The organism is Embleya sp. NPDC059213, from assembly GCF_042754445.1.
GTDB lineage: Bacteria > Actinomycetota > Actinomycetes > Streptomycetales > Streptomycetaceae > Embleya.
Genome location: NZ_JBHZAV010000018.1, coordinates 68,506 through 93,554, shown reverse-complemented (window position 1 = coordinate 93,554; position 25,049 = coordinate 68,506). Strand labels below are relative to the sequence as shown.

Annotated in this window: 19 protein-coding genes and 2 pseudogenes; 5 read left to right on the top strand and 16 right to left on the bottom strand. The window is 70.9% G+C overall.

Annotated features, from left to right (window positions below; translation table 11 throughout):
• Nucleotides 1–246: 246 nt before the first annotated feature.
• From ACFXMF_RS10280 to ACFXMF_RS10265, 4 genes and pseudogenes are all read left to right on the top strand, one after another.
• A pseudogene (locus ACFXMF_RS10280) lies at nucleotides 247–612 on the top strand (LLM class flavin-dependent oxidoreductase); the annotation flags it as partial.
• A 100-nt stretch (nucleotides 613–712) separates the two neighbouring features.
• On the top strand, nucleotides 713–943 hold the full coding sequence (locus ACFXMF_RS10275; protein WP_380017939.1) for a hypothetical protein: 231 nt from the start codon (nucleotides 713–715) through the stop codon (nucleotides 941–943).
• Between the two features lie 109 nt (nucleotides 944–1,052).
• Entirely contained in the window at nucleotides 1,053–2,063 is a 1,011-nt protein-coding gene (locus ACFXMF_RS10270) for an aldo/keto reductase (protein WP_379988255.1), read from the top strand.
• A 30-nt stretch (nucleotides 2,064–2,093) separates the two neighbouring features.
• Complete coding sequence (locus tag ACFXMF_RS10265; RefSeq protein ID WP_379988256.1) at nucleotides 2,094–2,513, top strand: SRPBCC family protein; 420 nt, start codon at nucleotides 2,094–2,096, stop codon at nucleotides 2,511–2,513.
• A 346-nt stretch (nucleotides 2,514–2,859) separates the two neighbouring features.
• On the opposite strand, the pseudogene ACFXMF_RS10260 reads toward ACFXMF_RS10265, so the two are convergent.
• Both ACFXMF_RS10260 and ACFXMF_RS10255 read right to left on the bottom strand, forming a co-directional pair.
• Nucleotides 2,860–3,120 (bottom strand): annotated as a pseudogene (locus ACFXMF_RS10260) (transposase); the annotation flags it as partial.
• A gap of 332 nt (nucleotides 3,121–3,452) precedes the next feature.
• Nucleotides 3,453–4,820, bottom strand: a complete 1,368-nt coding sequence (locus ACFXMF_RS10255; protein ID WP_379988257.1) for a prealbumin-like fold domain-containing protein — start codon at nucleotides 4,818–4,820, stop codon at nucleotides 3,453–3,455.
• 1,236 nt (nucleotides 4,821–6,056) lie between these two features.
• On the opposite strand from ACFXMF_RS10255, the gene ACFXMF_RS10250 reads away from it, so the two are divergent.
• The gene (locus tag ACFXMF_RS10250) at nucleotides 6,057–6,776 is read left to right on the top strand and encodes a hypothetical protein (RefSeq protein ID WP_379988258.1); all 720 of its coding nucleotides are present in this window, start codon (nucleotides 6,057–6,059) and stop codon (nucleotides 6,774–6,776) included.
• A 76-nt stretch (nucleotides 6,777–6,852) separates the two neighbouring features.
• Here the strand turns inward: ACFXMF_RS10250 and ACFXMF_RS10245 are convergent, their stop codons facing one another.
• From ACFXMF_RS10245 to ACFXMF_RS10180, 14 genes are all read right to left on the bottom strand, one after another.
• Complete coding sequence (locus ACFXMF_RS10245) at nucleotides 6,853–7,002, bottom strand: hypothetical protein (protein WP_379988260.1); 150 nt, start codon at nucleotides 7,000–7,002, stop codon at nucleotides 6,853–6,855.
• 402 nt (nucleotides 7,003–7,404) lie between these two features.
• On the bottom strand, nucleotides 7,405–7,881 hold the full coding sequence (locus tag ACFXMF_RS10240) for a hypothetical protein (RefSeq protein WP_379988261.1): 477 nt from the start codon (nucleotides 7,879–7,881) through the stop codon (nucleotides 7,405–7,407).
• Nucleotides 7,882–8,131: 250 nt separating this feature from the next.
• On the bottom strand, nucleotides 8,132–11,815 hold the full coding sequence (locus ACFXMF_RS10235; RefSeq protein ID WP_379988262.1) for a beta-propeller fold lactonase family protein: 3,684 nt from the start codon (nucleotides 11,813–11,815) through the stop codon (nucleotides 8,132–8,134).
• A gap of 19 nt (nucleotides 11,816–11,834) precedes the next feature.
• Nucleotides 11,835–15,005 carry a baseplate J/gp47 family protein gene (locus ACFXMF_RS10230; RefSeq protein ID WP_379988263.1) on the bottom strand — a complete coding sequence of 1,057 codons (3,171 nt, stop codon included), beginning with the start codon at nucleotides 15,003–15,005 and terminating at the stop codon, nucleotides 11,835–11,837.
• Entirely contained in the window at nucleotides 15,002–15,574 is a 573-nt protein-coding gene (locus ACFXMF_RS10225; RefSeq protein ID WP_379988264.1) for a phage tail protein, read from the bottom strand. Before ACFXMF_RS10225 ends, ACFXMF_RS10230 begins: the two co-directional genes overlap by 4 nt.
• A gap of 16 nt (nucleotides 15,575–15,590) precedes the next feature.
• A complete protein-coding gene (locus tag ACFXMF_RS10220; protein WP_379988265.1) occupies nucleotides 15,591–17,783 on the bottom strand; it encodes a baseplate J/gp47 family protein in 2,193 nt (730 codons plus the stop codon).
• Nucleotides 17,780–18,187, bottom strand: a complete 408-nt coding sequence (locus ACFXMF_RS10215; RefSeq protein ID WP_379988266.1) for a GPW/gp25 family protein — start codon at nucleotides 18,185–18,187, stop codon at nucleotides 17,780–17,782. The genes ACFXMF_RS10220 and ACFXMF_RS10215 overlap by 4 nt, the downstream gene beginning before the upstream one ends.
• Before the next feature lie 14 nt (nucleotides 18,188–18,201).
• A complete protein-coding gene (locus ACFXMF_RS10210; protein ID WP_379988267.1) occupies nucleotides 18,202–19,965 on the bottom strand; it encodes a VgrG-related protein in 1,764 nt (587 codons plus the stop codon).
• Entirely contained in the window at nucleotides 19,962–20,669 is a 708-nt protein-coding gene (locus ACFXMF_RS10205; RefSeq protein WP_379988268.1) for a LysM peptidoglycan-binding domain-containing protein, read from the bottom strand. The genes ACFXMF_RS10210 and ACFXMF_RS10205 overlap by 4 nt, the downstream gene beginning before the upstream one ends.
• A gap of 31 nt (nucleotides 20,670–20,700) precedes the next feature.
• Nucleotides 20,701–21,132: a phage tail protein gene (locus ACFXMF_RS10200; protein WP_379988269.1), complete on the bottom strand. Its 432-nt coding sequence runs from the start codon at nucleotides 21,130–21,132 to the stop codon at nucleotides 20,701–20,703.
• Nucleotides 21,133–22,640: 1,508 nt separating this feature from the next.
• Nucleotides 22,641–22,805 carry a hypothetical protein gene (locus ACFXMF_RS10195; protein WP_379988270.1) on the bottom strand — a complete coding sequence of 55 codons (165 nt, stop codon included), beginning with the start codon at nucleotides 22,803–22,805 and terminating at the stop codon, nucleotides 22,641–22,643.
• Nucleotides 22,802–23,332, bottom strand: a complete 531-nt coding sequence (locus ACFXMF_RS10190) for a hypothetical protein (RefSeq protein ID WP_379988271.1) — start codon at nucleotides 23,330–23,332, stop codon at nucleotides 22,802–22,804. The genes ACFXMF_RS10195 and ACFXMF_RS10190 overlap by 4 nt, the downstream gene beginning before the upstream one ends.
• Complete coding sequence (locus ACFXMF_RS10185; RefSeq protein ID WP_379988272.1) at nucleotides 23,232–24,560, bottom strand: phage tail sheath family protein; 1,329 nt, start codon at nucleotides 24,558–24,560, stop codon at nucleotides 23,232–23,234. Before ACFXMF_RS10185 ends, ACFXMF_RS10190 begins: the two co-directional genes overlap by 101 nt.
• 29 nt (nucleotides 24,561–24,589) lie before the next feature.
• A complete protein-coding gene (locus ACFXMF_RS10180; protein WP_379988273.1) occupies nucleotides 24,590–25,030 on the bottom strand; it encodes a phage tail protein in 441 nt (146 codons plus the stop codon).
• Nucleotides 25,031–25,049 lie beyond the last annotated feature (19 nt).

The following is a 25,049-nucleotide window of genomic DNA, read 5'->3' as shown; positions in this document are numbered from 1 at the left end:
CAGCGGGGCCTCGCCCGTTTCCCCCGCTTTGAGGACCGATTCACCCATGGCACCCCGTCACCCCGCCCTCGCCCGCCTCGCCCCCGGCGAGGGCCGGCTCACCCTCGGCCTGGAACTGCCCCTCGACAACGACTGGAGCCCCCCGCCCCGGCAGGCCGGTGAACCGTACGCACGGCCGGCCGCCCCCACGGCGTCCCGGACCTCGCCGATCACGCGCACCCGGCCCGGCCCGCCGACCGGCCCGGCTTCGCCGGCCTCCGGGTGCGCGACGTCCCGCTCTTCGACCCCGTCCGCTTCGGGGACGCCGGGACGGTCTTCGAGACCTTCACCCACCTCGGCCACCTCGCCGCCGTCACCGAGCACGCCGTCCTCGGCACCGCGGCCGTCGTCCTGCCACTGCGCGAACCGCTGCTCGACGCCAAGGCCACCGCCACCGTCGACGCGCTCTCCGGCGGCCGCATGCTGCTCGGCCCGGCCGGCGGCAACCGTCCCGTCGAATACCCGCTCCTCGGACGGGACTTCGAGGCCCGCGGCACCGCCTTCCGCGAGGGAGTGAACACCCTGCGCGCCGCCGGGCGCCCAGGCCCGCTGGAACTGCCCGGGGCCGGGCTCGGCTCGGACTTCCGGCTGGATGTCCTGCCGAAACCGGTGCAGCGGCGGGCATCCCGATCGCCGTCGCCGGTGGCGCGAACTCGCCTGGGAGAAGCCCTAGGTGACCCCGATGGTGCTCACCCTCCACGAGGACCCGCACGCCCCGGCCCGTGCGATCCGGCTCGGCCTCGGCACCGGCCGCAACGCCCTGATCGAGTACCTGGAGACCATGGCGCTGCTCGGGACCTCGCACGTCTCCTTCAATCTGCGGCCCAACAACCGGCCAGTGGAGGACCTGCCGCGGGAGCTCGCGGAGCACGTTTTGCCGCTCTTCCCCACATTCATCACATAAAGCCCTTGCATTAGCCAGCGTCTGCAACTATTGTCAAGGCATGTAAAAGGCACTCGCATCTATCGAGTGGCCCCTGCGCCCCGCATACCCCGATCGAAAGGGCACCACCATGTCCCTCAAGGAACTCCTCCCCGGCAAGCTCGGCTATGGCACCGCCCCGCTCGGCAACATGTTCCGCGCGATCCCCGAAACCGAGGCACTCGCCACCGTCGAGGCCGCCTGGCGGCAGGGCATCCGCTACTACGACACCGCCCCCTTCTACGGCGCCGGCCTCGCCGAGGAACGCCTCGGCGAGGTCCTGTCCGCCAAGCCCCGCGACGAGTACGTACTCTCCACCAAGGTCGGCCGCGTCATCCTCGACGAGCCGGAGGAGGGCACCCGCGAACTCGGTGAGAAGGGCGGCCTGTTCGAACACGGCAACCCCAACAGGATGCTGCACGTCTGGACCGCCGAGGACACCGAACGCTCCATCGAGGACAGCCTCAAGCGCCTGCGCACCGACCGCCTGGACATCGTCTGGGTCCACGACATCGCCCAGGACTTCCACGGCGACGCGTGGCTGGCCAAGTTCGAGGAGGCCCGCACCGGCGCCTTCCGCGTCCTGTCCCGCCTGCGCGACGAAGGCGTCATCAGGGCCTGGGGCCTGGGCGTCAACAAGACCGAGCCCATCGAGCTCACCCTGTCCCTCGACGAGCCCCACCCGGACGGCTTCCTCCTCGCCGGCCGCTACACCCTCCTCGACCACGAGCACGCCCTCGGGCGCCTGCTGCCCATGGCGCAGCAGCAGGGCGTCGACATGGTCGTCGGCGGCCCCTACAGCTCCGGCATCCTCGCCGGCGGCACCCACTTCGAGTACCGGGAAGCCCCCGCGCACATCATCGAGCGCGTCACCCGGCTCAAGGACCTGGCCGCGAAGCACGGTGTGAGCATCAAGGCCGCCGCCCTCCAGTTCTCCCTCGCCCACCCGGTCACCGCCGCGGTCGTCGCCGGCGCCACCAGGCCCGGCCGCATCGCCGAGGACCAGGCGGCGCTCAACGAGAGTGTCCCCGCCGCGTTCTGGCAGGAACTGCGTGCCGCCGGCCTCGTCGCCCCGGCCGCCCCGCTGCCGTACGGCGCCTGAACCACCCCCGACCCGACAGGAAATCCCATCATGGCCTCCACCTCCGTCAGCCGCATCGTCCCCGCCTCCCCCGACAAGGTGTGGAACCTCATCGGCGGCTTCGACTCCCTCCCCGACTGGCTCCCGTACATCCCCGAGAGCACCCCCCTCGAAGGCGGCCGCGTCCGCCGCCTGCGCAACCCCGAGGGCGGGACCATCACCGAGCGCCTCGTCGCCTTCAACGAGACCGAGCGCCACTACAGCTACGCCATCCTGGAAGCCCCGTTCCCCGTCGACGGCTACGTCTCCACGATCCGCGTCCACGCCGTCCCCGGCCGGGACGACGCCGCCGAGGTCCAGTGGTCCGGCCGCTTCAACCCCGACGGCGCCACCGAGGCCGAGACCGTGGCCCTGTTCGCCACCATCTACCGCGACGGCCTCGACGCCCTCCACACCACCCTCGCCGGCTGAGACCCCTCCCTCCCGCAAGCCCGGATACGCCCCCGCGTACCCGGGCTGCCGGCTGTTCCGGGCCCGGAGGGGCCCGTGTCAGGCGTGGGGAAGGTGACGTCGAAGGCGGTGGGGGTACCGGCGAGCGCCCCGAGTCCTCTCGTCGAAGCACCCGTCGCCGGAGTCGGTCCCCAGCGACTCGGGATCGCGTCCGTCGGTTCCGATCCGGCGCACACCTCGCGGTTTCCCCCCGCCACCGGGGACTCCCGGCGCCGTGCGCATCGCGCAGACACTCGGCCGCGCGAGTGACGATCCCCCGAACCCGGCGGGCGTTCGGCGGTTCCGGTCCGAGACGAGGTGGACCTTGGAGGTCTGTCCGCCCCGCGACCGCCCGAGCGGGGCGGCCCTCGAAAACACCGGCGTCCCGCCACTGCCGGAAACGGTTGTGCACAGTCGACCACGCACCGAACCGCTCCGGCATCCCACGCCACTGCGCACCCGTCCGAAACTTCCGGATCACGCCCTCGAACTGCTGCCGCAGCCGCTCGGGATACGGACCGAACCCACCGATCGGCAGGTACGGCTCAATGAACTCCCACTCCACATCCGTCAGTTGCTCTCGCGTCACAACAAGACGATCTACCGGACCAGGGTCGCCTCAACGACGAATCCCACAGATTGATCTCAATCCAATACACGCCCTGGTACCGCAACTACACGCCCTGGTACCGCAACAGCGTTTGACCTGAGGGTTGGTACGGCTCACAGGCTGGGACCCGCGCTGGGCCTGTGTCACAAACTGGGACGGTACGACTCGATCATGTGGGGACAGCGCAAGGACGTGCGAGTCGGGCCGACGGCCATCGACAAGGTTGCGACCGTGCGTGAGTTCGCGGAGCGTGAGGGCGGGCGGTGCCTTGCCGCGGCCTCGCGCTCCGCGAGTGGATGTGTGGGTCGCGGTCAGCCGTCGCAGCCGCAGTGGTCGAGAGGGTCGGGTGTGCCGTAGCCGTCGGGGTGACCGTGGCAGGGCGGCTTGGGCGGAGTCGGCTTCGCGGTGTCGTCGGGGTGACCGTGGCAGGGCGGCTTCGGCTCGGTCGGCTTCGCGGTGTCGTCGGCGGTGACGCTGACGCCGGTGGCGGCGTTGTCGACGGTCAGGACGAGCGGGCCGAAGACGCGGTCGTCGGGGAGGAGGTAGCCGGCCGGGGCGCGGGTCTCCTCCCAGTAGTAGGTGCCGACGGGGACGTTGCGGGTGCAGGTGCCGTCGGTGCCGGTGACGCACGGCTCGCCGATGCGGGTGTCGGGGTTGGTGCCGGTGGTCTGGAGTCCGGGGGTGCCGTTGGTCTCCTCCCAGAGCTGGAAGGTTGCACCCGCGAGCAGGGCTTGGGTGCGGGCGTCCCGCTTGAGGACTGTCACGTCACCGGTGACGACGACGCAGGGCACCCAGGTGAGGGTGGCCTCGCCGTTGCCCTGACGGGCTCCGGTGGTGAACACGGCGCCTGCGGGGCCGCTGCTGGAGCCTCCGCCGCCGCCCGCGCCGCTGTTGGAAGCGGTGGGGGACGCGGCCCCACCGCCGCCCCCGACGGCTCCCGCGCCGCCGCCGCCGCCCGCGCCGCCGTGGGGGTCGAGGATGCTGTTTCCGCCCGCGCCTCCGACCGGTCCGACGGCCGGGCTGCCGTTCTCGCCGTTGGGGTCGGTGTGGGGTGCGTTGACGCCGCCCTGCCCGCCCTCGCCGCCGGGCCGGCCGGGCCTGCCCTCGTCGTCCCCTGGGAGCCCCCGGCCCGGCTCGCCCGCCTGGCCGGCGTCCCCGCCGCCGATGGCGGTGGCGAAGAACGACGCGCCGCCGCCTCCTCCGCCACCCGCCACGACCAGGGGTGCCGTACTGGTGCCGACGGTGGTCCGGCCCCCGCCGCCACCCGCGGCGATACCGGAAATCTGGCCGCCTGCGATGTAGGCGCCGCCCCGGCCACCCCCGTTGTAGCCGCCCTGGGCGCGTGCCGGGTCGCTGTCGTCTCCGGAGTGCCCGGCGCCGCCCACGTTCACCGTGAGGACTTCTCCCGACGTCACGTCGAACGTCGCCGATACTTCCGCCCCCCGGCCGCCCGCCACGCCGTACTGGCCGTCCCCTCCGGCGGCCCCGAAGGCGTCCACGGTCACCGCGCACACGTCCTCGGGGACCGTGACCTGTGCAGGTGCCCCCGTGAAGGTGAAGGTCTGCGAAGCCTGCCGCGCAGCGGGGGGCGTGGCCGCCAGAACGGCGGTCGGGAACACAGCCGACGTGGACAGCCCGGCGACCAGCACCGCGCCCGCGAATGAAAGGTAATGTCTCATAAGGGAAGAATCAGATGCGGAGGCAAGCGGCGCTCGGTGGAGATCCTCCAAGCGGCCGAACAATGCGCCCTGTAGGGGTAAAGCCCTACTCGGACTGTCCAACCATCAGGCCAAACGCTGTTGCGGTACCAGAAGAGGCGTTGCTCCTCGGCGTCGGCCGACGAGGCGTAGGCGGCGACGGAGGTCGCCTTCGAATGGGCGGATCCCGAGTGGGACCCGCAGTGGGACCCCGAGGTGTTCGCTTCCCGGGTGCTGGGCGTTGCCGTGCCCGTCGAGTCCGTACCGGAACTGTGCGACATCATGGCCGGCGAGGGACGAGGCGCCGTCCCGAGTGTCGAGTCGCTGAACCCCGGGTACTGCATCGTCCTCGTCTGCCGCGCGCCGTTTCGGGTTGTTCCTCGACCGGGGTCGGGCCGCAGAGCTGTGCCCGACACCCGGGTGTTCCGCGGACCCGATCCACGAACACATCCCTCGCTGCCATCACCATCTCGTCGACTGCGATCCCGACGAACTGGCCCGGGCGGCTGGAGAGTACGGATGGGCTCGACGCGAGGAACTCGACCGCGACCCGGCACATATGGTGGGCGACCCCCACGCGGACGTCCTCGCCAGGGCCGCGGCCGCACACGGCGCCACCGAACCGGTGGCGACCGCATTTCTGGACGGGCCTGTTCGACCCCGACACGATCGACGACGCCCACTGGAATCCGATGGAAGCCCTCACCGTGCGCCACGCGCTGGAGCACGAACGGCTCCGGCTCCGCCGCGTCGCCGACCGCGAGGCGCGCGACATCCGAAGCCGCCCCAAGGCCTGTACGACATGTGGAAACGAGCTTTCCCCATGGCCCGCTCCAGCCGTTCCACCGCGGTTCTGCGCACGCACGTGCGTCCCGTCCCCCACCGGGGGCACCTCACGTCCGCCACACCCGGGTAAGCACGCGTGTGATTTCTCGGCGGCCGGTTCCGTTCGCACGGACCGTGCCCTCGGGCGATCCGTGAGGTTTTGCGGATCAGGGTCGCCATCGCCGAGATGGGGGACGGCAGGTCGTAGTGGCGGCGAGTACTGAGTGGGCGTCAAGAGCGGCAGGGAGGCCGGGGCCAGCGCCTGTTCGGCTTAAATACGGCTACTCGAACGGCTGGTTCCACGCCTATACCGCGGCTTTATCTCGAACTTACCCTTGGTGTTCTCGCAAGTGTCTGAATGCTTGGGGCGCCAGTACGTCGGCGGGTACCACCGTGGGTCTCTGGAACTGCCAGGGTTCGAGTGCCTGGAACGACCGCTTCGCGATCGGCAAATACGGTCTCGGCCAGGAGCATGCGCCGGAGCTCGTCCAGCAGCTGAAATCCTGGGCCACGATGTATGCGTTGAACCAGTTCAACAACAAGTCCTCGGTCATCCCGACGGCTACATTCCAGGTGGGGACTCCGGCTCCGGCGAAGGCCGGCCCGGCCCAGGTGGTGGGCCCCCCGGCTTTCGCGGGCGCCAGTGGCTCGGTGTACCAGTACGGCTGGTCGCACAGCACGGGGTACACCTTCAGCAACGGCGGATCGGTCACGGTCACCGGAACGGTGGGAACCGGGCCCCTGAGTACTTCTCCCGTGGCAGCATCGATCTCTGTGGCCATTCAGGGGTACTGGGGAAGCCAGTGGAACACCACTACGACACAGTCCGGTCAAGTTCAATTCGACATCCCGCCCGGTCAGGTGGGCTGGGTGGCCCGAGCTCAGCTGCTGAAGGCGATGACCGGTACCTGGAGCATCACCAACGACAAGGGGGACAGCTGGCAGGGGACGGGAACGGCTACCATTCCGGCGGTTGACGGCACCGACTCTCCGGGCAACGCCAGCGTGCTCTACCAGTGCACGACCAACCCGTCCGCGGCCACGTGGGCCGAAGCCTGCTACAAGACGGTTCCCAACGGCTATCCGTACCCGGCGACGCGCCCGTCCGTGTAGTCCGTTCCGGTGCGTAAGTCAGGGTTCTGGCACGGCTGATGTGGCCTGCCAAGCGGGCGCGGCTCCTGTCGAGCTTTCAGCTCTCCATGCTGAAGCTTCGTCGCGAGAGTCGCGCCTTGGCGCTGACACCCTCGAACTGCTGCCGCAGCCGATTGGGATACGGACCGTACTCGCCGACCGGCAGGTACGGCCCGATGAACTCCTGTTCCAGGTCAGTCGGTTGCACTCGTGTCACACAAGAAGGTCTACCCGACCGACCCATACCCCGAAGACACAGCCTACAGATTGATCACGACCCGATACACGCCCTATTTGTGCTCCGGTCTCTCCGGGGAGCGACCCGACCTCGTCGAGCGCGGCAGGCTCGTCCTCGCCCGCATGACGCACCGCCCTTCAAGGCTCCGGAAGGCGGGAACCGTCAGCCCCGCCCGTGGCTTGCCCCGGGCCGGAAAAGGGATCGTACGTCACTTTCCGGCCGGCGATGCCGGCTCGTCGACGTGGCTCTCGAATCGCTTGACGTAGCGGCTGATCGCGCCTGCACGACGTTCCTCGTTTCGAAGCGCGTCTCGAGTGCCTGACGCTGTCGGGGATCTTGAAAACCATTGCGGTCCGAGCGAGTGACCGCGGGTCAATCGGCCACGACGCCCACATGGTGGCGTTTGAAGGCGACCGTGGTCGAGTAGGTGGTTCCCGGGGTGTCCACGCTCGCTCCCCCTTGGTTCTTTGCGGGATCGCCGACGGTGAAGACGAGATCGAAGGAGCCGGCGTCAATGACGGCCGCGACAGGCGGATACGCGGTTCTGACGTGAGTGGATGCGTGGGCGGAGGTGAGCTCGAACGTGACGACGCCCTGGCCCAGCACCGATTCACTCTCCGTGGTGTAGGACGCCGGGAAGGTCAGCCCTTCGATGTCCGTCGTAACGACCGCGGTTGCGCCGCCGATCCGAAATGCTCCTGTGCCCGGGACTTGGACCGGCGACGGCACCCCCGTCACGACGGCGGTCACCTCGCCCTTGCGTGCGGTGAGGACGGGGGGCACGTCGATGAGATCGTCGGTGGTGACGACCGGCTTGCCGTCGCTCGCGCTTTGGTCGTGGCGTGTCATCGGGTTCGGAAGGCTCCCCGGTGGCCGTGTCGGTGGCGGTGGCGTCCGGTTGCGGAGTTCGGGTCGCGGCGGCGACGGGGTTGCGTGGACCGGTACCGAGACGACCTGGAACGTCGACCCGGGCCCGGCGAAGGCCGTGACCGGCACCTGGAGGAGAGCGCGGTGGCGCCGTCGGTCCCGGCTCCGATCGGGTGCGGCGCGCTTGGCCCGGGCCACGGGGTGATGGGCCGGTCGTTGCCGGCGGTTGATCTCACCCGAGCCGGGCGTGCGTGTGTCGGGGGTCTGTGCCGGTGTCGACGTGTCCTTGCACGGACGGATGATCCGCGATGTCGACGGTCACCACACTCGGCGGCTTCGCGACGGCTACGTACACGGTCGTGGCCGTCGCGAGCGATGCGACGACACCCGTCGGTGCGGCGCCGGTCGCCAACGGTACGGCGGCGACGACCGTGCGGGTGCGGGTGTCGATCATGTGAAGTTTGTCGTCGCCTTGGCCGGTGACGTGAACGCGTGAGCCATCCGAGGCGGCGGCGACGCCCCAAGGGGCGGATTTCGCGTCGAGCGCGATGGATTCGCCGTCCACCACGGGCGGTCCCGGCCTGACCGATGTCACGGTCCTCCCCTGCACGAGGTGGGCGGTGTCGCCGCGATCGGGGAACACGATCGCCGAGGCTCCGGGGAACGCACCGGCGGAGCCGACCCTGCGGGGTCGGGCGGGGTCGGCCAGGTCGAGCAGGGTCACGCTGCCTTCGGTATCGCTGATCGCGTAGGCGTGGCCGCCCGACGGGTGTACGGCCAAGCCCCGCAGGGGTGCCGGAACCGCGATGTCGCGGCCGGGGAGCGCCGTCCAGCGCGGGGTTCGGTCGTCGCGCGTGTACACGGTGATGCGCGCATTCGTGGGCCCGTGGGCGAGATAGGCGTAGGGATACGTGGGATGCAGGGCGAGCGTGGTCGTCTCGGGTAGATGGTCGGCGACAAGGTCCGGGAGACGCCGGGGTTCGTCGGGGTGCTCGACGTTGTAGGCGACGACGCCGGAGGTGGCGTTCGTGGTCTCGCAGACATACAGCAGCGGTTGCTGGGGGTCGACGCTCAAACCGGCGGGTCGGCCGCCGCAAGGCAGTGTCCGGGTCTCGACGAGACGGCGAGGGTCGGCGATGTCGACGACCCGCAGGACCCGCAAGCCGCTGTCGGTCGTGTAGAGGTGGGTGCGGGCAGGGTGGGTTGCCACGTCGCGCAGCGAACTGCCGGGACCGCAGTCGAGAATGGGCGCGTTGGAGTCGGCGGACTGGGCGGAGTCGACGGCCTCGACGATTCCGAGCAGGCCGTCGTGGACCGCGTACAGGGCCGAGTCGCCCGGCAGCGGCGCGGAGCAGCGCTTGAGGCGGAGCAGGCGAGGCGTGTCGGTGGAGTGGGGCGTGACGCCGGTTCGCGTCAGTACCCGGATGGTGTTCGTGCCCTGGTTGACGACGTAGGTGGCGAGGGTTCCGGGAAGGTGGGCGATTCCGGTCGGGGCCGTTGCGGCCCCCAGGTCCAGCGGGGGCGCCAGGAGGGTCCCGGTGGCGGTTTCGAGTACGGAGACCGTGTGGTTGCCGTGACCTGTGACGTACGTGTAAGTGTCGTCGCAGGCGATTCCCCACGGGGATGTGCCGGAACCGAGGGACACGTCGATCCGCCGAGGCAGAACGGACACGGTGTTGTCCTTCAAGGTGACGATGTACAAAGCCCCACCGTTGCGCGATGCCAGGGATTCCCGTGGCTCGTCGAGGGGTTGCCCGTCGACTTCGGTGATCGTGTCGATGGTCGTCGCCTCGTGGCCGTTCGCTTGGAGACCGGCCACGTAGACCGTGTTGTGCTCCCAGTGGGTGGCGTACATGGTGCGGCCGTCGGCGGAGACCGAGACGCCGGTGAGCCTGCCCGCCGTATGCGCGTCCAGCGTGATGGACCAGGGGCCCTTGTCCACGTCGTGGCCGTTGCCGTTCAGGGCGAAAACAGCCACCGTGGAGCCTGGCCCGCCTTCGTGCGCGACGTACAGAAGATTGCCTCGGACCGCGACGCCCTTGGGGGCTGCCAGTGCTTCCTTGGTGTCGACCTTCACGGGGTTGTGGGGATTCGACAGGTCGACCATGTAGACGGCGTTGCCGGTGGCATCCGCGACGTACAGACGCTTGTCCTCGTGGGCCAACGCGATGCCGTGCGGCTTCTGGAATCCGGAGATCAACGCTTCGCGTGTCCACTGTTCTTGCGCGTATGACAACACGGACACATTTCCGCCGAAGTAGTTGGCCACATACAGACGGGTCCCTTGCGCGTCGATGGCGATGCCGTGCGGTTTGGCGAACTTCCCGGTCTCCTTGGCGATCGAAGAGTGGCCGGTGACCGCGCCTTTCGAATCCAATCCGAGGATCGAGACGGTATCCGTGTCGTTGTTGGAGACATACAGTTCGCTGCGCGTGGCGGTCTCGAACAGAGCGAGGGCGACCGGCTCTGCGAACGCGTATTGCTTGTCCTTCAGGCGCTGCGGCTTTCCGCCGAGGGGGACGAAGGTGGCCGAGTCGGTGCCGGAGTTCGCAGTACACGCGCGCAGCCCGTCCGGGGTGATCGCGACACCGCGCGGTTCGGCTGCCTTGGTGAGTGGGATGGCGTCGCCGGCGTGGCCCTGGTTCACGGGAACGAGTCCGTCGACACCGTTTGCGACGGTCACGGTGACATACGCCTTCCCGTCCGCGGCGTACGCGACGCCCCACGGCCGGGCGTTCCCGTTGAGGGACACGGACTCGGGCTTGAAGCCGGTGACCGGAATCCGGGACACCGATGGGACGTCGGGGCATGTGACGGACAGTTCCTGCGAGCCGGGTCCGACGGCGATCGACAGCGGTGCGTTGCCGAGGGGCGCGGTTGCGCCGAAGGTGGCCGCACGACGGGAGACGCAGACCAGCCCGCCCGCCACGTGGTCGGTGATCCACAGGCGGGCACCCTCGGCGGACATGAACAAGGCGATCGGCCCCGATCCTTTCGATGTCGTCCCGAGAGGCAGCGGGACGGCTTTCGCGAGTTCGGGGTTCACGATGCCCAGGGCGCCGGCGGAGTGGTCGGCCACATAGGCGGCCTTTCCGTCCGGGGCGACCACCACTGCGGCGGGATTACGGCCGACGTCGACGGTTCGCGGAGCACCGGTCGGCGTCCCGTCGGGGTTCAGCCCGATGAGGGTGACGGTGCCCGATCCGTAGTTCGCCACGTAGAGGAAGGCGCCGTCGGGGTCGACCGCAAGGGCGCGGGGGTAGGCGCCGACCGCGACTCGACAGGGGGTCTGCCCCGAAGGGCGGTCGGTGTGCACGACGTTGATCGACGCGTCCCCCCAATTGGCGACGTACAGGACCGGGCGCGTGGGATGCGTGGCCAACGCGCGTGGCCGACGGCCGACCGGGAAGGTCACCGGCGGCGCGTCCGGTGTCGGCCCGATCATGGTGACGGAGTCCGCTGCCCAGTCGGCGACGTAGACGTGGTCCGCGCCGTCCGCGACGATCGCCCGCGGAAGCGCCCCGGTGGGCAGTGCGGACGGCTTCGCCGGGACCAGTCCCCCGTCGCCCTTCACGGCGAACACCGAAACGGTGGCGTCGCCCCAGTTCACGACGTACAGGTGGCTCCGGGAGTGGTTCAGGGCCAGGGCTCGCGGCCTGGCTCCGACGGAAACGGTGTCGACGAGCCTGATCTGTTGCGGTGTCGCGAGGTCGATGACAGCGACCGTGCCCGAGCCGGTGGGATCGCCTCGCGAGACGACGTATCCCGCGCCGGCCTGGCCCAGCGCGACGGCGCACGGGACGGCGCCCACGTGGACGGGTTCTCCGAGCGTCCGGGGAGGGTCGTGCCCGATGTCGACGAGCGAGACCGTGGCGGCGGCCTGATTGGCGACAAGTGCGTGGTAAGGCGTGTCCATGTCGTCGCGCGGCCTTTCGTCAGAGGTTGGCGTCGAGGATCCGGACGCGGTGTTCGACCGAGTAGACGCATTCGGTGTCGGCGCAGGTGACGGTGTCGACGGGTGCGCTCGCGGGATCGGTGGGGTCTCGGTCGTACAGGCGGACGTCGATCACCCGGGTCGGGCCCGGCACGGCCGCGAGAAGCAGGTGGGCCTCGCCCACGCGGGCGGGGCGGCCCAGGGGCCATCCCGTCCCGTCGGGACCGCCCTCGACGGCGCTGAAGTGGCGGTACAGGGCCCGCTCGGCAGCGGCGCGCAGGTCGTCGCGATCGGCCGGGGACAGGGGGGCGACGGGTTCGAGGTCGGCGGTGATCCACAGGTTCTTCAGGCCGGGGAGTCCTGCCCACAGCGGCGCCTCGGGTGGGTGCAGTGGGCTCAGCGCGGACAGCAGTTCGTCGATCAGGTGCGGTGTGGGAGTCAGCGAGGAGCGGGGGAAGCGTCCCTGGGCGTCGGGCGTGACGGAGGGGATCACGAGCAGTCGCACGCCCAGGCGGACGGCTCCTCCGGAGGTGTCGGTGTACCCGTCGGTGCCGTCGGCGACGGCCTGCGCGTTGGTCACGGCCACGAATTTCGGGTCGTGGCCGACGTTGACGTCGATGGCACCGACGGGGATGGAGACGTGTCCGCGGCTCGTTGTGTATTCGCCGGAGACCTTGATCTCGGCGCCCGCCGGTGGCACCGCGCCGTACTGGCGTGTGCCGGACGGTCCCGAGATGGCGGGCCCGAAGTGGATGCGGCCGGTCGAGGCGTTGATCACCACGTTGCGGGATGTGTCGGTGCAGCCGGTGAAGTCCGGCACCGGCTTCCAGACCTGTGCGGGCCCCTTGGGCGGTGTCACCGTCACGTCGGGCATCGTCGCCCCGACGATCGGCGCGTCCAGCAGGTCGAAATGTTGATCGGGCATGCCCTGGGAGATCGCGCTTCTCGTCGTGTCGCCCCGATCGCACTGTCGTGCCGACGCGGTGCCGCCGGCATTGTCCACCCACACCGTGTACGAGGTCTCGGGGGTTCGTCGGGGGTCGTGGATCTGGAGGATCAGGGCGTCGGGTGCCTGGTCTGGGAGGTCGAGGCTTCCGTAAACGTCCCGCCAGGTGGCGGCGTCGGTCAGGCTCACCGGATACGCCGCCGTGTGCGTGCCGAGGGAGACGGCCACGGGCGGGGGTGCGGTGTAGTGGCAGGTGTCGATGTCCCACCACAGGTCGTCGGCGTTCTCGACGAAGACCGACAGGGCGACGGGCGCCGTGTGGTCCGGGACGGGGTCGGCGCGCGTGACCCACAGGGTCAGGTTGCGCCGGGGGGTGTGCGGAGGGAGGGGGACGCGCGCGAGGATCAGGCCGATGTCGTTGGCCGTGCCCGCGCCGACGGTGTCCTTGCCGCGCAGGGTGTGTGGCTCGTCGAGGGTGTGATCGGTGAACATCTTGGTGGGCGTGGGTTTTTGAGCGAATCGCAGCCCGGTCATGGCGGCCTGGGTGCGGGTTCGCGCCACCGGGGCCGTGGTCGTGAACACCGTGGAAGGGGTGTCGGGGGTACCGGCGCGGGCTCCCGTGTCCAGTCCCTCCACGCCGGGGGCGAGGGTGAAGGTCAACGTGGTCGTGGCGGGGCTCCAGGCCCTGAGGTTGCGGGCGGGGTCGAGGAGGTCGCCGGGGACTGCGGGCAGGTGGTGGGCCCGGGCAACACCGGCGGAGGCCGCCAGAGCGAGGCGCTCGTAGTCGGCGGGGGTGACCGCGCGTTCGGGAAAGGCCGTGCCCAGGGGCGCGCGTGCGGCACACGCGAGCGCGCTCTCGGGTCCGGCTCCCCCGACGGCGGCGGTGAGGTTGCTGACGTCGATGACCTCCGGGATGGGTGTCCGCAGCACCGTGACGGTGCCTTGGGGCACGTTGCCGGGGTGGTCTCCCGCGAAGAGGTAGGTCGTCGCGCGCACCGTCGCTCCCGGGGGCAGGAGCGCGCCGTGACGTCGCCGCCCCGTCCGGTCCTCACCGGTGGCGGCGAACACCGCTTCTCCGGTGCCGACATCGAGGGTGAAGTGGCGGTCGTGGGGTCCCGTTCGGGCGAGCGAGTCGACGTACGTCCAGCGCTGCGCGGGACTCGCGTCGCCGGATACGACGTCGACGGCGAGGTGACCCGCGTGCGGCAGGGGCGGATGGGCGAAGCGGAAGCGTTCGTCGGGGCGTCCCGTCGCGGTGCCCAGCCTCTCGTCGCGAAACATCCGGGCGTGAGCGGCCGGCACGACGATCGAGCTCTCCGCGGCCATGGTCACCGACACGATCACGTGCGGGAGCACCGACGAGTCGTGGACGTGACGCGGACGCAACAGTCCGACGCCCTCCCACGTTCCCCCGGGCAGGGTCAGCCGGGCGGGTGCGTGCACGTCGGGCACGGCGAGGGTGACGCGTCCGTCGCGGGTGAGGTCGGCCGTGGTGTCGGTGACGATCGAGCAGTCCGCCCAGTGCGTGCCCTGCCATGCCGCCCACGCGTAGGTGACGTCGCGGTGGGGTGGCGCCTGTGTGCCCACCCGCAGGTCGAGAGTGATCCATGCTCCGGGCACGGGAGCCGACAGCACCACCAGCGGCTGCGTCGTGTGGGCCGGCGCGTCGCGGGCGGACACCGCGGCGACGAATGATCGCGGTGGGCGCGCGTGCGGTGGTGTCCAGGCGACGCCGCCGGCGTTCGCCCGTCCCGAGGTCGGCGACCAGGGAAGGAGGGTGCCGTCGAACACGCCGTCGTGCTCGGTGCCCATGAACGAACCGGCCATGGTCAGGCTACGGGCGGGAACTTCGGCGTCGGTGAGGGTCGTGAACACGACGGCGTCCCGTTGTCCCGGAGTGGCGATCTCGGTGCCGGCCGGGATGCGGACGACGTTCGGGGGTGTGGGGTTGCGCACGTGGAAACGCATGGACACGACGGCCGGTGACCCGGGGAGCGGGCGTGGACCCAGCCGGCGCGCCATGTCCGCCCGGTGCCGATCGGGGGCCCGGTTGACGCGGTCGGCGAGTCGGACCGCCATGTCGGCGCACACCTGAATCAGGGCGATGCCGGGGTCGTCGGGTTGGGGATTGCCCCATCCCGGTTGGGCGGTTGTGACGGCCCGCGCCGCGTCCAGGAGCATGGTGTCGCGGGCGCGGGGGTCCAAGGGCGGGGTGGGCAGGCTCATGCCGTGGGCTCCGTCCGTGACGAGCCGTCGGACCGTGCCGGTCCGGACGCCGCCGGGACGTGGACGCGGTACGGCACGTGCGCCGGGCAGTGGGCCCGGACGAGCCGTGCCAGGCGTTGTTCCACCTCCTGGGAGTCGGCCTGGTCGTCATGCTCGGGGAGGCTCACGAGCAGGGTACGTCCGCCGGACCAGGGGGTGGTGTCGGTGCGGACCTGCCCCGGGTCGACGACCGTCGGTGTCCAGCCGTGGATGACCCGGGCCTCCAGGTCCAGCCCGGCGCGGGTGCCGCGGCGGGCGTTGAGCAAGGGCGCCAGGTCGATGGCCGCGCGCCGCTGTTCCTCGGTCCAACCGGATTCGACGCGTGCGCCGGTGATCGTGGCCAGCCAGTCCAGGAAGGGCGCCGGGGCGGTCCAGGGGTCGAAGACCTCGACCATGGAGTCGATCGCCTCGACGTCCGCGCGCAGGAGAGCGTCGATCCCGGCCGCGAACGCGGCCACCACGGGGTCGTCGGCGTAGAGCGCGGGCATGGTGGCCAGGGTGGGCGACGGGGGAATCGATGGGGTCGACATCGTGGGAAGCCTCTTGTCATTCCTCGGCGTTGGTGACGGTGACGGTGACCTTGTCCAGCAGGGGCAGGGCGCCGTCGGGGACGGGCACGATCTGCGTCGTTCGGCCGTTCACCCGCAGGTCGACGGCGCGGAGGCCGCGGACCTCCGCCAGTCGTTCGACGACGCAGGCCGCCTCACCCGCACGAATCGCCTGTCCCCAGGGCGTGCCGTCGCCGTCGGGGCCGCCGAGGCAGGGGTGGTACCAGTGACGCAGCCCACGCGTGACGACCTCGGTGACCCTGTCGGCGGTATCGGCCCACGGCCGTACGGTCACGCCGATGTCGAAGCTCACGTAGTCGGGGCGGCGTACGCGAAGTCGCTCGCCGAGCAGGCGCATGGCGTCGACCCGGCGTGAGACCTCTCCTCGCAACTCCGGTGTCGGCTCCAGCCGATCCGTCGTGAGGACGGCGCCGGGATCGGTGCTGGTGCGGGGGACGACGAATACGTTCAGGCCGTTGTCCTCGCTGGACCACGGTGCGGGGTGGGTGTCCCGGGCCGTGAGGAAGAAGAACATGCGGTCGCTGTGGCGTAGCACGACGGCGTCGGGAGAGTGCGTCGCGGCGCGGGGCAGGCCGGGAAATCCGGAGGCGATCGTGGCGACGGCCACGGTGCTTCCCGGCGCGGGCTCGAATTTCCCGGCGGCGAAGGTGCATGTCGTGTGGCAAAAGCTGTCGTTCTTGAAGAAGAACACCCGCCACACGCCGTTTTCCGGGTAGGCGCAGACTCCGTCCAGCGAGTGGGTGAACAGCCCCTCCAACGGGACCTTCAGCTGTGGGAAGACCTCGGAGATGGGCGTCTCGGTCTCGTCGTCCCAGCGACAGTGTTCGCCGCGGAACCACAGGCGGGCGGTGACGCTCGGGCTCCGGAATCCCACGACCGCGTCGGGCGGCGCCTGGTTGTCGAAAGGCGAGTCGTCGTAGCCGATGGGGAAGGGCGGAAGAGGGCGGAAGGGCGAAGCAGGGTCGAGCGGGATTCTGTGGTGTTCGGTCTCGGCATAGGTGACCAGGCACGGGGGTGTGTTGAGGTGGTCCACGTACGCGGCGTCCACGTACACGGGTCGCGCGGGGGGGCACAGGCTCGCGGGCGCGCGGTCGCGGACGGGACGGGCCTCGGGAGTCACCCATACCCGAGCCACGTCCCGTACCTCGGCGACGACCTGTTCGTGGTCGGACGCGGTCACGGCGCGCCGCAGCGGGACGAGTTGCAGGTGGGTGCGGCGCAGGGCGTCCTGCCAGGTCTCCTCGTCGGTGCCGGGGCGCGTGAGCGTTTCCAGCGTCACGGACAGGGTGTCGCGTAGGGGTTCGGCGAGGTCGAGGGCGATGCCTTCGGGGAGGTTGCCGCGGCTGCCCCCGCCGACGGTGTAGACGGCGTGGATCGCGGCGCCGGCGGCGGGGATCCTGCCTTGCTGTCGAGGGGCGACGGCGCGCGGGGAACCGTCGGATTTCGGGGTCGCGGCGTAGGGCACGTTCGGTCCGAAGGCGACCTCGCCGGCTGCCGGGTCCCATCGGTAGCACGCGGTGTCCCCCGTCGCGCCGGCGAAGGTGAGGACTCGGGTCCATTCGTCGGTGCGGGCGGCGGAGCCGACCCGAACGCTCAGGTCGGGTCCCGGGTTCGTCGTGTCGTCCTCGTCGGGCGCCGGGTTGCGCGGGCGTTGCGAGGGGGCGAAGCGCTGGCCGGGCGTTCCGTCGGAGCTGCCGAGGATCTCGTCGGTGACGCTTTCCACGTGTGTGGCTTCGACCAGGCCGGTGGTGGCGTCGGACGCGATCGTGAGGTCGGTGCGGGTGTGGTAGACGACCGGTGACCTGCCCGGGCTGGTGACCGGGGTGTTCGCGGGCAGGACGACGGTGTCGTGTGTGGGCTTGCGGCGGCTCACGCGCAGGAGGACGACGGCCGAGGAGGCGGGTGCGGGTGCGATGCCCATCAGGCGCATGAGTGCGACGCGGTGGCGTGGGGTGAGGCGGTTGGCGCGGTAGACGAGTTGGTCGACGCGTTGGGCGCACGCCTCGATGAGGGTGATGCCGGGGTCGGAGACGTTGTGGTCGGTCCAGTGCGGGGCGAGGGTGGGCAGGGAGCGTTTGGCGGCGTCGACGAGCGGTTGGAATCGCAGGTCGTCGAGGTCCGTGCGGGCGTCGGGGGCCGGGGGCCGGGGGGACGTGGGGGTGTCGGTCACGGTCGGGGCCCGTCCGGGGCGGGAGGCAGGGTGTAGTAGGGGAAGACGAGGTTGCGGGGTTCGTTCGTGGCGCGCAGCCGGTAGGCGATGTCCAGGTAGAGGGTGCCCGATTCCTGGTCTTGGAGGCTGAAGGCGACGTCGTGGACCTCGATGCGGGGTTCCCAGCGGTCGAGGGCTTCGCGGATGCGCAGTTCGGCGGCGGTGACGGTGCCGGCGTCGAGGGGGTCGAAGGTCAGGGTGTGGATGGCGCAGCCGAACTCGGGCCGCATGGCGCGTTCGCCCGGGGTGGTCTCGAGGATGATGCGGATGGCCTCCTCGACGTCGGTGGGGCCGGAGACGAGGGCGACGCGTCCGTCGGGGGTGATGGCGGCGGGGTAGGGCCAGCCGCTGCCGATGATGTCCATGGATCGGTCCGTGTTCAGTCGGCTGTGGGGGACTTGCCGGTGAGGGTGACGAGCCCTTTGGGGCTGGTGATGTCGATGTCGCCGGTGGTGGCCTCGATGGTGACGCGGCCGCCGCGCAGGACGAGTCGGCCCTGGCCCGCGTCGAGGTCCAGGGTGCCCTTGTCCCCGTCGAGGGTGACGCGGACGCCCTGGCCGTTGCCGCTGCGGGGGCGGGCGGTGAGGGTGAAGGTGGCCGCGGCACGGTCGAGGTTCGCGGTGACGTTGCCGTCGCCGGTGGTCAGGCGTAGCCCCTGGGATCCGTTGGGGTCGTTGAGGAATTCGAGTTGTTCGCCGGTACGGGAGGCGAGGGAGCGTCGGACGATGGTTCCGTCGGCGTCGACGCGGGGTGGATCGTCGTCGCGGGCGGTGGGGGTGTCGAGGCCGTTGTAGAGACCGCCCATGACGAAGACCTTGTCGAGGCGGCCGTGTTCGAAGCAGACGAGGACCTCGTCGTGGATTTCGGGGGTGAAGACGCCGCCGCCGCCGGCGCCGCCCCATTGGAGGGTGCGGATCCAGTCGGTGACGTAGGTGTCGGAGAGCCAGGGGAGCTTGACGCGGACCTCGCCGTATTCGCCGTCCTCGGGTTGGCGGGTGTGGGTGACGATGCCGACGGCGACGCCGGGTCCGGTCAGCGGTGAGGGGGGTGGAACGACGGGGGGTGGCGGCGGGCCCATGCGGACGTGGGTGGTGTAGCCGCTCGCGCCGAAGTGATGGGTGCAGGTCGAGATGGTGTAGGCGCCGGCGAAGGGGGCGGTGATGCCGGTGACTTCGACGGTGTCGCCGGCGCGCAGGCGGGGAGTGCCGAACGTGTGGGCGTCCACGTCGGCCATGGCGGCGGTGGTGTCCGCGGCGACGGCGACGGCGGCTGCGGTGACCTGCTCCTTCGTGGTGTAGGGAACGGAGGCGACGAGGAGGTTGGGGCCATGTTCGCCGGAGGTGTTGAAGGGTTGGACGAGGTCGTCGGGGGTGGCGCCGATGGCATAGGTGGCGGTGGCCGTGGCGGGCGCGGTGGCGGTGACGGCCTCTTTGCGCGCGGGGTTCCAGCCCCGGACCTCGACGGCCTCGACCTGGTCGAGGCTGGACAGGCGGGCGCGCAGGTTGAGGAGGTTGGCGCCGTAGCGCAGTTCGACGGGGCCTTCCCCGTCGTGTGGCCCGGTGTGTTCGACCGGTCGCCGGCGAAGGCACAGGGCGGTGTCCTCGACGGTGGGGACGAGCGAGCGTTGGCGGGCGAAGTCGGCGAGGAACTCCCAGTCGCTGAGGTTGGGTTGAGCGAGATAGGCGGGGGGCGGGTCGGCGGGGTCGTCCTCGACCGCTCCGGGGACGAGGCCGTTGCGTTCGGCGATGCGCCGCACGATCTCGACAGTGGTCATCTGGGGGTAGACGTCGACGCGCCGACCGCGGCGCAGGCGGTGGTCGCGGCTCATGCCCAGGACGGCGACAAAGGATCCGGCGGAGTCGATGTCGGTTTCCAAGGCGACGATCTCGCCGGTGAACAACGTACGGCGGGTGCGCAGGTTGAGGGCGGCGACGGCGATCGTCAGGGGGTGGCCGAACTTGAGATCGAGGTCGCTCAGGGCGGTGTGGCGTTCGTCGCGCAGGCGCACCTCGGCGTGGGCGGGGCCGTCGACGGCGGTGTCCACGCGGACGTCGAGGAGTTGTTCGTTCCAGGTCTCGGTCAGGGGGTTGAGGAACGTGACGACGGGTTGAGCGGCGAGGGCGCGTTCGTGGACGGAGGTCATCGGGAGGTGTCCTCGAGGACGGGCACGATCAAGGTGGTGCCGGGGGTCAGGCGGGTGGGGTCGTCGATGTCGTTCGCCCGGGCGATGGCACGCCAACGGGTGGGGTCGCCGTAGACGTTCCAGGCGACGTGTTGGAGGGTGTCACCGGGGGCGAGGGTGTGGGTGCCGGTGGGGCCGTCGGCGCCGGAGGTGGGGTTTTGGCGTGCGGTGGCGCCGCCGATCTCCTCGAGGGTGAGCGAGCAGCGGGCACGCAGGGGTGTGCCGTCGGCGGCGAAGCGGGTGTAGGCGGCTTCGACCTGTCGGAGGTAGGCGAGGAAGGCGGCGGTGCGTGAGCGTCCCCATTCCAGGCGTATCCAGGGGGCGGAGGCAGGCAGGTTCGCGGCGCTCTGCGGGGTGGGTGAGCAGCAGCTCAGCAGGAGGTCGACGGCGTCTTGGACATCGGATCGGCCGTCGCCGGAGTCGACGAAGACCTCGAGGGTCATCACTCGGGGATCGCCCGCGATGAACTGTGGTCGGGGGACGTCGGCGCCGGAGGGGAAGCGGGTGCGATCCCACAGGGCGCCGCGGGCCAGGGTGATGCGGTCGGGGTTGAAGTGCAGTCGGAGGCGGGCGCGTTCGGGTCCGGGGGTGTTGCCGGGGCCGGCCGGGGGGTCGTGGACGACGAGGGTGGCGCGTACCGGCGCGCACGGGAGCGGGGTCACCATCGGTTCGGTCCTTGTGGTCGCGGGGATCGGATCACAGGGGGACGGCGCCGAAGCCGTTGTGTGCGATCTCGAGGGTCTCGTGGGCGGCTTGGGACTGTTCGGTATCGAAGGTGGGGCCGGTCCACCGCAGCGGGACGACGCCTTCGAGGACCCAGCCGGCCAGCGGAGCGCGGTCGGGGCCCAGGGCGACCAGATATCCCGGAAGTCGGGCGGGCCGGTGGGCCTGCAGGCGCAGCCACGCGGCGATCAGGGCCGTTTGCGCGGTGAGCGGTCTCGAAAGGGCGACCGGGGTGAAACGCAGGCGCGTGGGCAGTTGCCAGACACGGTCGTTGGCACCGCCTTCGAGGATCTCCTCCATCTCCATGAAACAGCCCAGTCCTTCGCAGCGGGTGAACGAGCCGAGTTCGTGGGTGCCGATCGTCAGTCGGAACAGGCAGGTGACGGCGAAGGGATTGTCGGCCATGGCGGGGGTCCCTGCGGGAGTGCGAGTGGGGTCTGGTCGAGCGGGCCGGGTGGGACGGGGTCGGGTGGTGGTCATCGCGGCCGGCTCGTGGTGCGTTCGGACAGGGCCTGTCCCAGGGAAGGACGGTCGGGCCGGCAGTGGGTGAGCGAGGGCAGCAGGGCCCGAACGAGGTCGTCGACGTGGGTGTGGAGAATCTCGCGCGCCACAGCGGCGATGTCCTCGCGCGTGGGCGCCGGTTCGCCGGACGGGGGGTTCGGGGCCGCGGTCGCGAGCGCCGTGGGTGGCGTGGGTGGGGCCGGGGTTCGGGGTTCCGGGGACGGGGACGCGAGGGCGGGGCGCAGGGGGATCGCGTCGGCGGGGACGTGGCGCACCGGCGGGCCGAGGGTCGGGGCGAAGGTACGGGACCGTGGCGGCCACTGTGTCGAAGGCCGGACGGCGCGGGTGGGGTCGGGCGCGGGCGCCGGGTCGAGGCGTGGGACCGCGCCGCCACGGAACATGCCCTCGTCGTAGAGCGTGGCGCCGTGCGACGGGGTGTCGTGGGACGGGGTGTCGTGTGCGTGTGCACGGGCCGGGCCGCCGGCATCCGGGTGCGTCGCCGGGTGATGGTCGGCGACCCGGCCGGCGGGGGGTGGTTCGCGCGGTGGCGCGGGAGGTGTGCTTGTCGAAGACCTCGGTTGAGCCCTTTCCCGCGGTGTGGGATGGGCCGCGTGGGGCCCGAGCCCGCGACCGCGAAGGGCCGGGCCGGTCGTGACGGTGGGCGGGCGGTGGGCGGGCGGGTCCGGTGGCGGGGCCGGCTCGGTCGGCGGCAGGCGGCGAGAGGTCAGTGCGCGAGCCGTCCGGGCCGGATCGAGCGGGTGCCCCGCGGGCATGGGGTCGAGCGGCGACGCTCCCACCGGGCGGGCGCGCGAAGGGCTGCCGGACCCGACCGGGTCCGGGTTCGTGGGGTCGCCTGCGGCCGGTCGTGCTTCCTTCGCGACGCTCCCGGGGGCGGACGGCGGGCCGAGCAGGGGTACGGACGGTGGGAAGGGCCGAGCGGGGGCGGCGTCGGTGGCGGGTGGGCGCGGTGTGTGCGTTCGGGGGGCCGCGTGCGGAGTGTGGCCCGGTGGGGGTGTGGGGGCGAGCCGCGCGGGGCGGTGGACATCGGCCCGGGTGTCGCGTTTCTCGTCCGCGGACCACGCGGGTCGGCGGCCGGGGACGGCGTCGGCCGGCGAGCGCTCGGGGACTCGCCGGGCCCGGGTGTCGGGGGCCGGGACGAGCGCCGTGGGCGCGGCTCGGAAGGGGCGCGGCTGGTTCGGGTCACCGAACAGGTCGAGCAGGAGGGCGCAGCCGACGACCGGGATCGCGCGCGGCAGCAGACGGCCCGGGGCGGCGACACGAGGTGCCGGGCGCCAGGCGGCCAGGGTTTCGCGGAATCCGGCCATACCGCTGGTGGGGACACCGGCCGGCGCCGGCCACGGGCGTGCGACGGGCGCGGGGTCCCGGGTGGGAGCGGGGGTGACATCCATCCGTCACGCTCCCCCGCAAGGACCGGCGAAGCTGTGGAGGAGGCCGATCTCCCGCACCCACATCGCGCGTTCCTCGTGGGTCGTGTCGAGGAGGTCGCCGAGGGACCAGTGCAGGTGGTGGGCGATGTGGGCGATCTGGGCGCGGACGAGTTCGGGTGGGTGGGTCATCCTTCCCCCAGGCGGCCCCGCGGGGTCGGTGCGGCGAGGGTGGTGCCGCATCCGGGACAGGCGAGCGTGACTCGGTCGCCGTCGAGGCCGTTGATCGTGCGGTACAAGTCCTGGAGATAGGCCAGGTCGACGGCGAACAGGCGTTCCACGAGGTCGGCGTGGACGTCGGTGAGGGTGCCCAGGCGGGTGACGACCAGGCTGAGCAGGACCACGCCGAGGTAGGCGGGGTTCTCGCGGACGCGTTGGTCGACGAGTGGAGAGAGTTCGTCGCGGGCGGTGGCCAGGCGCATGGTGCCCGTGCGGTGGACGGTGCCGTGCTCGTCGACGTAGCCGTGCGGTAGTTCGAAGGGGAACTCGGTACGCAGTGCGGGTGAGCTGTCGCGCATCGTGGGGGTTGTTCCTTTCGCCGGTGCGAGGTGGGTCGGTTCAGACCGTGGTTTGGCCCGCCTGTCCGACGATCTGGGTGACGCGGAAGACGACGAACTCGGCGGGGCGCACCGGCGCGACGCCGATATCGCAGTACACATGCCCCCGATCGACCGTGTCGGGGGTGTTGTTCGTGTCGTCGCACACCACGTAGAACGCCTCCCCCGGAGTACGACCCGCCAACGCACCCGCACGCCACTGATCGGTCAGGAACGCCGACACCGCGTGCCGCAACGACGCCCACAACCGCTCGTCGTTCGGCTCGAACACCACCCACCGCGACGACGACACGATCGAGTCCTCCAGAAAACACACCAGACGACGCACGTTCACGTACCGCCAGTCCCGCGTGTCCGACAACGTCCGCGCACCCCACACCAGCAAGCCCCGACCGGGAAAAACGCGCAGGCAGTTCACTCCGGCGTCGTTCAGGGGTTGTTGGCGGGCGTCGCCGACGACATCGAGGGGTTCGAGTACGGCGGCGAGCCCGATGTTCGCGGGCGCCTTGAACACCCCGCGGGCGGTGTCGGTGGCGGCCCACACCCCCGCGATGTGCCCGCACGGCGGGACCGCCCGCGTGGTGTCGCCGTCCAGGCCCGGGACGCGTACCCAGGGGTAGTAGAGCGTGCCGAAGGTCTTGTCGGTGTCGTTGTCGGTGCCCGCGTTGCCGGCGAGGGTCGTGAGGTGCCCGTCCCAGGCCGAGTCCAGGTGGTCGGGGGTCCGGGGGGCGTCGAGGATCGCCAGCCGATTGCCCGCCCTGGAGCAGTGATCGGTGACGGATCTCATCAGGTTCACGGCCGCATCGAGCGAATTCGGCAGGTTCTTGGAGCCGTTCGCGGTGGCGATGTCCCACAGGACCGGCACCGCGACCATGGTGACGTCGTGGACGCTCTTCAGGCCGGCCAGCCCCGAGTGGACCGCGTCGTCGCCGTCGAGGTCCGGTTTCGCCTCGTCGAGGATGCCGACGTAGCAGGCGGTCCCGCCGTTCGCGAAGAACGCGTACACGGCCTCCGCCAGGAGCAGGAACCGTTCGGCGTCCGGCGGCGGTTTGGTCTTGCCGCTCGTGTCCCTCCTGCCGGCGCGAACGGCCTTCAGCAGGACGTCCACGTCGTAGCGTGCGGCGAACGCGGACCAACCGCGCAGCAGGTACGGCTTCGCGCGCCGGGCCCGTTCGGCGGCCTTCGCCGTGTCGTCCGAATACTTCGCGGGGTCGAGGTAGGCGTAGCCGAGGAAGGCGGGGGTGGAGGTGCCCGTGCCGGTGACGATGCGGACCCCGCTGGAGTTCTCCTCCAGGTAGACACCGGGGGCGCGCAGGATGTTGGGGCTCATGCGAGAGGTCCTTCGGTGGGCGGGGGTGGCTATTCGACGGTGAGGTCCTCGTAGGTGATGGTGACCTGTTCGGTGGCGGCTCCGGTGTCGCCGGCGCCGAGCGTGGGTCCCTGCCAGCGCGAGGCCCACGCGTTGGTGAGGTGGATGCGGCGGACGGTGTTCTTGCGGGCGTCCTTGAGGGAGACGGTGATGTTCTGGCGGGCCGTGTCGAGGTCGGCGTCGACGAGGGTGGCCTTGATCCAGTCGGTGAAGGCAGTGCTCTTGTCCATGCCGCGAGTGATCGTGATCTCGCCGGAGCGGCGGGCGCCGGGTTGTTTGCGGATCACCAGTTCGCCGTTGGGAGTGACCTGGCGGGTCTCCACGACGTCCTGTTCCAGGGTCAGGCCGGAGATGTCGCGGACGGTCTCGACCTGGAACTTGCCCAGTTCGATGCCGAAGGTGTGATTGGAGAAGACGTCGCCGTTGAGCATGACGAAACGTTCCTTTGCT

Excerpts from the sequence above, each read along its gene's own strand:
- ACFXMF_RS10270 (WP_379988255.1), top strand. The coding sequence starts at position 1,053 with ATGTCCCTCAAGGAACTCCTCCCCGGCAAGCTCGGCTATGGCACCGCC.
- ACFXMF_RS10265 (WP_379988256.1), top strand. The coding sequence starts at position 2,094 with ATGGCCTCCACCTCCGTCAGCCGCATCGTCCCCGCCTCCCCCGACAAG.
- ACFXMF_RS10255 (WP_379988257.1), bottom strand. The coding sequence starts at position 4,820 with ATGAGACATTACCTTTCATTCGCGGGCGCGGTGCTGGTCGCCGGGCTG.
- ACFXMF_RS10240 (WP_379988261.1), bottom strand. The coding sequence starts at position 7,881 with ATGACACGCCACGACCAAAGCGCGAGCGACGGCAAGCCGGTCGTCACC.
- ACFXMF_RS10235 (WP_379988262.1), bottom strand. The coding sequence starts at position 11,815 with ATGGACACGCCTTACCACGCACTTGTCGCCAATCAGGCCGCCGCCACG.
- ACFXMF_RS10230 (WP_379988263.1), bottom strand. The coding sequence starts at position 15,005 with ATGAGCCTGCCCACCCCGCCCTTGGACCCCCGCGCCCGCGACACCATG.
- ACFXMF_RS10225 (WP_379988264.1), bottom strand. The coding sequence starts at position 15,574 with ATGTCGACCCCATCGATTCCCCCGTCGCCCACCCTGGCCACCATGCCC.
- ACFXMF_RS10215 (WP_379988266.1), bottom strand. The coding sequence starts at position 18,187 with ATGGACATCATCGGCAGCGGCTGGCCCTACCCCGCCGCCATCACCCCC.
- ACFXMF_RS10210 (WP_379988267.1), bottom strand. The coding sequence starts at position 19,965 with ATGACCTCCGTCCACGAACGCGCCCTCGCCGCTCAACCCGTCGTCACG.
- ACFXMF_RS10205 (WP_379988268.1), bottom strand. The coding sequence starts at position 20,669 with ATGGTGACCCCGCTCCCGTGCGCGCCGGTACGCGCCACCCTCGTCGTC.
- ACFXMF_RS10200 (WP_379988269.1), bottom strand. The coding sequence starts at position 21,132 with ATGGCCGACAATCCCTTCGCCGTCACCTGCCTGTTCCGACTGACGATC.
- ACFXMF_RS10195 (WP_379988270.1), bottom strand. The coding sequence starts at position 22,805 with ATGACCCACCCACCCGAACTCGTCCGCGCCCAGATCGCCCACATCGCC.
- ACFXMF_RS10190 (WP_379988271.1), bottom strand. The coding sequence starts at position 23,332 with ATGTGTACTGCGATATCGGCGTCGCGCCGGTGCGCCCCGCCGAGTTCG.
- ACFXMF_RS10185 (WP_379988272.1), bottom strand. The coding sequence starts at position 24,560 with ATGAGCCCCAACATCCTGCGCGCCCCCGGTGTCTACCTGGAGGAGAAC.
- ACFXMF_RS10180 (WP_379988273.1), bottom strand. The coding sequence starts at position 25,030 with ATGCTCAACGGCGACGTCTTCTCCAATCACACCTTCGGCATCGAACTG.